The organism is Streptomyces sp. MB09-01, assembly GCF_033794505.1.
Lineage (GTDB): Bacteria > Actinomycetota > Actinomycetes > Streptomycetales > Streptomycetaceae > Streptomyces.
In genome coordinates this window covers 1-4,462 of the sequence record NZ_JARAYQ010000425.1, presented here as the reverse complement: position 1 = coordinate 4,462, position 4,462 = coordinate 1, and the positions used below count along the sequence as shown (strand labels likewise).

At 72.9% G+C, this 4,462-nt stretch carries 6 protein-coding genes; 2 read left to right on the top strand and 4 right to left on the bottom strand.

From position 1 onward, the window contains the following. Positions 1-320: 320 nt before the first annotated feature. Positions 321-869: a GNAT family N-acetyltransferase gene (locus PV721_RS41560; protein WP_319733827.1), complete on the bottom strand. Its 549-nt coding sequence runs from the start codon at positions 867-869 to the stop codon at positions 321-323. 110 nt (positions 870-979) lie between these two features. Here PV721_RS41560 and PV721_RS41555 point away from each other — a divergent pair, with 110 nt between their 5' ends. Both PV721_RS41555 and PV721_RS41550 read left to right on the top strand, forming a co-directional pair. Further along, positions 980-1,516, top strand: a complete 537-nt coding sequence (locus PV721_RS41555; protein ID WP_319733825.1) for a GNAT family protein — start codon at positions 980-982, stop codon at positions 1,514-1,516. A 66-nt stretch (positions 1,517-1,582) separates the two neighbouring features. After that, entirely contained in the window at positions 1,583-2,146 is a 564-nt protein-coding gene (locus PV721_RS41550; RefSeq protein WP_319733824.1) for a hypothetical protein, read from the top strand. Positions 2,147-2,164: 18 nt separating this feature from the next. On the opposite strand, the gene PV721_RS41545 is transcribed toward PV721_RS41550, so the two are convergent. From PV721_RS41545 to PV721_RS41535, 3 genes are all read right to left on the bottom strand, one after another. After that, positions 2,165-2,401 (bottom strand): hypothetical protein, encoded by a 237-nt coding sequence (locus tag PV721_RS41545; RefSeq protein ID WP_319733823.1) that lies wholly within the window; start codon positions 2,399-2,401, stop codon positions 2,165-2,167. A gap of 147 nt (positions 2,402-2,548) precedes the next feature. After that, positions 2,549-3,217, bottom strand: a complete 669-nt coding sequence (locus PV721_RS41540; RefSeq protein WP_319733821.1) for a response regulator transcription factor — start codon at positions 3,215-3,217, stop codon at positions 2,549-2,551. Then, on the bottom strand, positions 3,214-4,462 hold a 1,249-nt coding region (locus PV721_RS41535), incomplete at its 5' end, for a sensor histidine kinase (protein ID WP_319733819.1). The genes PV721_RS41540 and PV721_RS41535, both read right to left, overlap by 4 nt.

The window sequence follows — 4,462 nt, the reverse complement described above, 5'->3', positions numbered from 1 at the left end:
GGCCTGCGGCGGACAGGCCCGCGACGGCGAGGGCGGCGGCGAGCAGGGCGGCGCCCGGGGTGCGGCGGCTCCCTCGCCGGGCCGGGCGGGCCCGGGCCCCTAATCGGCGTTGCCCGTCGTGACGGTCGTGTCGGTGCTGGCTCCTGCGGATGCTCGGCAGTCTCATGGGGCAGCTCCTCGTGCGGTCCGCGTCGCGGACACAGCTCTTTGGCATGCTCCCGGCAAGATAGCGGTCCGCCGGCCCCGAATGAAGGATGATGCTCGAAGTCGGCTGACATCACGCATCTTTGAACATCGGGACGGTGAACATCGGGGCAACGTCAAGCGAGGTGCTCGTCGTCCCAGGCGGGGGCCGTTGCCGCGCCGGTGAGCCAGTCCCGCCGGAGAACCGCGTATCCGACGGCGTCGTGGACCGTGCCGCCGGCCGAAGGCCACGCCTCCCGGTAGTGCGCCTCCTTGACGTACCCGCACCGTCGGAAGGTGCGGCGCATCGCCAGGTTGTCCTGGCGCGTGGTGCCCTCGATCCGCCGGATCCCGGGGAACTCGGTGAACAGGTACGCCGTCAGCCAGGCCAGGGCGTGGCCCCCGACGCCCTGACCCCGGTGGCGGGACCGGATCCGCAGGTCGAACACCGGTGTGCTGTCGCCCAGATCCATCAGCCGGACCAGCCCTACGACGTGGTCACCTGCTGTGATCCAGAAGGCCCGGTTCTCGTCACCGTCGTAGCGGCCGTCCGAGATCCATCGCCGAGCCTGCTCCCGGTCGACGACGGCCGCGCCGTGGAACGGCCAGGTGTCGCCGGTCAGGAAGCCGACCAGGTCCTCGGACTCGGCCTCGGAGGGGACGAAACGTCGATAGGTGATCTCCACGGCCGCACTGTAGGGCCGGCGCGATCCGGCCCCAAGCGATTTCCCGTCCCGGAGCGGGCTGCCGGGCACGCACCGGGCACTCACCGCGCACCGGCAGCGATACTCGTCCCGTGCGAGATCATGTCGAAGCCTCATCAGGTCTGGTGCTGCGGCGCTGGGCACCGGACGATGCCGCAGCGGTGAGGGCCGCGTTCGCGGACCCCCTCATGCGCAGTCAGAGCAGTGAACCGGTGGATTCGGTCCGAGCTGCCGGGCTGTGGATCGCAGACCGCGGCGGTCAATGGGCGGAGGGCTCTGCCTTTGCCTTCGCCGTGGTCGACGGTGACGACGCCGTACTCGGCAACGCTTCGGTCGGTGCGGTGAACCGGCAGCACGCCACCGGGTGGGTGTCCTACTGGACCACTGCCGCGGCCCGCGGCCGGGGCGTGGCCTCCGCGGCCTGCCGGGCCCTCGCGCTGTGGGCCTTCCGCGACGCGGAGCTCTTCCGGCTGGAACTGGGGCATCGGGTGAACAACCCCGCGTCCTGTCGCGTCGCTCGGGCGGCGGGCTTCACCGTCGAGGGACTGCAGCGCCAGAAGCTCTCGTACGACGGCGTCCGCCATGACGTGGAACTGCACGCCCGGCTGGCGACGGACCCGCTCCGCTGACCCACCCGACCCACCCGCCCACCCACCCGGACGGCCACGACGCACGCTCGGCTATCGTCCACGCACGTGACTGATCATGTGGCGCCCACGTCGCGCTTTCTCGTTCTGCACGACTACGGCATGGGCGGCTCGTGGTGGTGGGTCCACGCAACCTCGGCCCGCCACGTGCTCGAAACGTTCGCGGACGTCGAGGTCGTCGATGACGCGGGCACGATCGAGCGGGCCGGGAGCTGGGGCCTGGACGAGGTCGCGGCCGACGGGACGGGTATGTCCGACGCCCTGGACGACTTCCGGGCCAAGCGGGACGCCCAGCGCGGACGCGAGGGGTTCGGCGCGCTCGCCGGCAGGGAGGTCGTGTGGCTGCGGCACCGCTGGGACGGCGAGGACGGCGAGGACCCGACGGTCTGTCTGATGGAGGTCGGGGCCGACGGGCGCAGGCTGCGCCAGGTCGAGTTGGCCGCGGACGGCACCGGCCTCAGGAGCGGTCCGGACGACTGGCCGTTCAACCCGCCCGTCGTGGACCTGTTCGATCCCGATCTCGTCGGTATGGAGATCGGCCGGAGCGAGTTCGAGACGGCCTGGCTCGGCGCCCGTCACGTGGACGAGGACCCGGACGGGGCGTCCGCGTAGCGCCGCTCGCACGCGTCTTCAGGTGGCGCGGCCGGGGCCCGGCGGCGGGGTGACCGCCAGGACGGGTGGGGCCGGCGTCGACCAGCGGTGGCCGCAGGGGTCGAAGACCAGCATCACCGGCCGTCCGGGTCGCTGGCGCCAGGAGATGCGTTCGGTCGGGCCCTCGCACACCGGACAGCAGGGCAGCGGGCCCGCCTCCGCCTCCGGCACGCGGTCGGGGGCGGCCGCGAGCGGTGTGGCGTGCAGATCGCGCATGGAGGCTCCCTGGTCGTGCGTGCGGTCTGGCTGATCGCACTGTGCCATGGACGTGCCCTTCTCCGCACGGGCGAATCATCCAGTGTTTTGGCTGGTCAGAGGTGTGGTCACCAGGAAAATTCCGGTGCTCTTGCGGGCACTTGGTGATCAACCGCTCGCACAACCGGCCTCCACCAGGCCCGATTCGTAGGCCGCGATCACCGCCTGCGCACGATCACGGACGCCCAGCTTGCCGAAGATGCCGGTGATGTGGTTCTTGACCGTGGAGACACTGATGTCCAGGTCCAGGGCGATCTCGGCGTTGCCCCGGCCGCCGGCCAGCAGGCGCCAGATCTCCAGCTCGCGCGGCGTGAGTTCGGCCGGGGTCTCGCCGGCCCACGACCGCGGCCGCGCGGGGGTCCGTACGTAAGCGGAGATGAGCCGGGTCAGCAGCCTCGGCGCGACGGCGGCCTCGCCGGTGTGGACGATGCGGACCGCGGCGATCAGCTCCTCCGGGGAGATGTCCTTGGGCAGGAAGCCGTACGCGCCGGCGCGCAGGGCGGCGACCACGTACTCGTCCATGTCGAAGGTGCTGAGGGCGAGGACGCGCGTCGCGGGGAGCGTCCGCGCGAGTTCCTCGGTGGCCTGGACCCCGTCGAGGACCGGCATCCGGATGTCCATGACGACCACGTCGGGCAGCAGTTCGTGGGCGAGGGCGACGGCCCGGGCCCCGTCCTCGGCCTCGCCCACGACCTCGAACTCCGGGTCGGGGCCCAGGATCAGGGCCAGGCCGCGCCGTACCAGCGGCTGGTCGTCGGCTATGAGCACGCGGATCATCGGTGCCGTTCCTCTCTCTCGCCCTCCCCGGGGCCCGGGACCGGGAGGCGGGCCGCCACCCGGAAGCCCCCGCCGTCGAGTGCGGCGGCCTCCACGGTCCCGCCCTGCAGGGCGACACGCTCGTGCATACCGATCAGACCGTACCCGGAGCGCGTCCCGGGCCGGGAGGCCGGAGCCTGCGCTCCCGTCCCGTCGTCGCACACCTCCACGGCCACCTCGTCCCGGCGGTAGGTGAGCCGTACGTGGGCCCGCGCCTTCCCCGCGTGCTTTCGGGTGTTGGTCAGGGCCTCCTGGACGATCCGGAAGACGGTGAGGCCCACGGTCGGCGGCAGCGGGCGGGCGGGGCCGTCCACGGTGAACTCGGTTTCCGTGCCGGCCAGCCGGGACTCGGTGATGATCCGGTCGAGGTCGCCGACCCCGGGCTGCGGGGCCGGCGGGGTGTGCTCCGGCTCCTCCCCGGCCCGTAGGACGTCGAGGAGTTGGCGCATCTCGCGCAGCGCCATCCGCCCCGAGTCCTCCAGGGTCACGAGGGCCTCCCGGACGACCTCCGGGTCGTGCGCCAGGTTGGCCCGCGCCCCGCCCGCCATCAGCTGCATGGTGGTGATGTGGTGGGCGACGATGTCGTGCAGTTCGCGGGCGATCCTGCGGCGCTCCTCGGCCACCGCCCGGTCGGCGAGCAGGGTCCGGTGGATCTCGGCCTCCCGCTGCCGGTGGTTGACCACGGCGGCCGCGCCGACGGCGCCGAGGGTGCCGATCGCGTTCGCGATCAGACCCGCCCAGCCGAAGGGCAGGGGCCAGCCGCCCTGGCCGGCGGGGATCAGCGGCACCGCCGCGACCGCCGCTGCTGCGGCAACGGCGGGACGGCTGAACCGGGCCACCGTGTAGAGGGCCACCATCAGGGTGAGGGTGAAGTGCGGGGTCGGCGGGGTGGTCAGGTTCACGAGCACGCCCAGGGCCAGTACGGCGGCCAGCACCGTCACCGGCCGCGCGCGCCGGGCGATCAGGGGCAACGCCGAAACGACCAGGGAGACGGCCGCGGTCACGCTCAGGACCCGGCCTTCGGTCTGCATGCCCAGGGAGTAGCCGACGAGGTCGATGGTGCCGGCCGCGACCGCCACGAGTGCGTCGTTGCGCGTCCACGGTGAACGGTCGGCCCCGCGGTCCGCGCCTCCCTCCCCACCCGGGTCGCGCGCACGGCCGGCGTCGCGGTCCGCCTCCCGGCCCGTGGCGCGGCCCGGGTGGGGA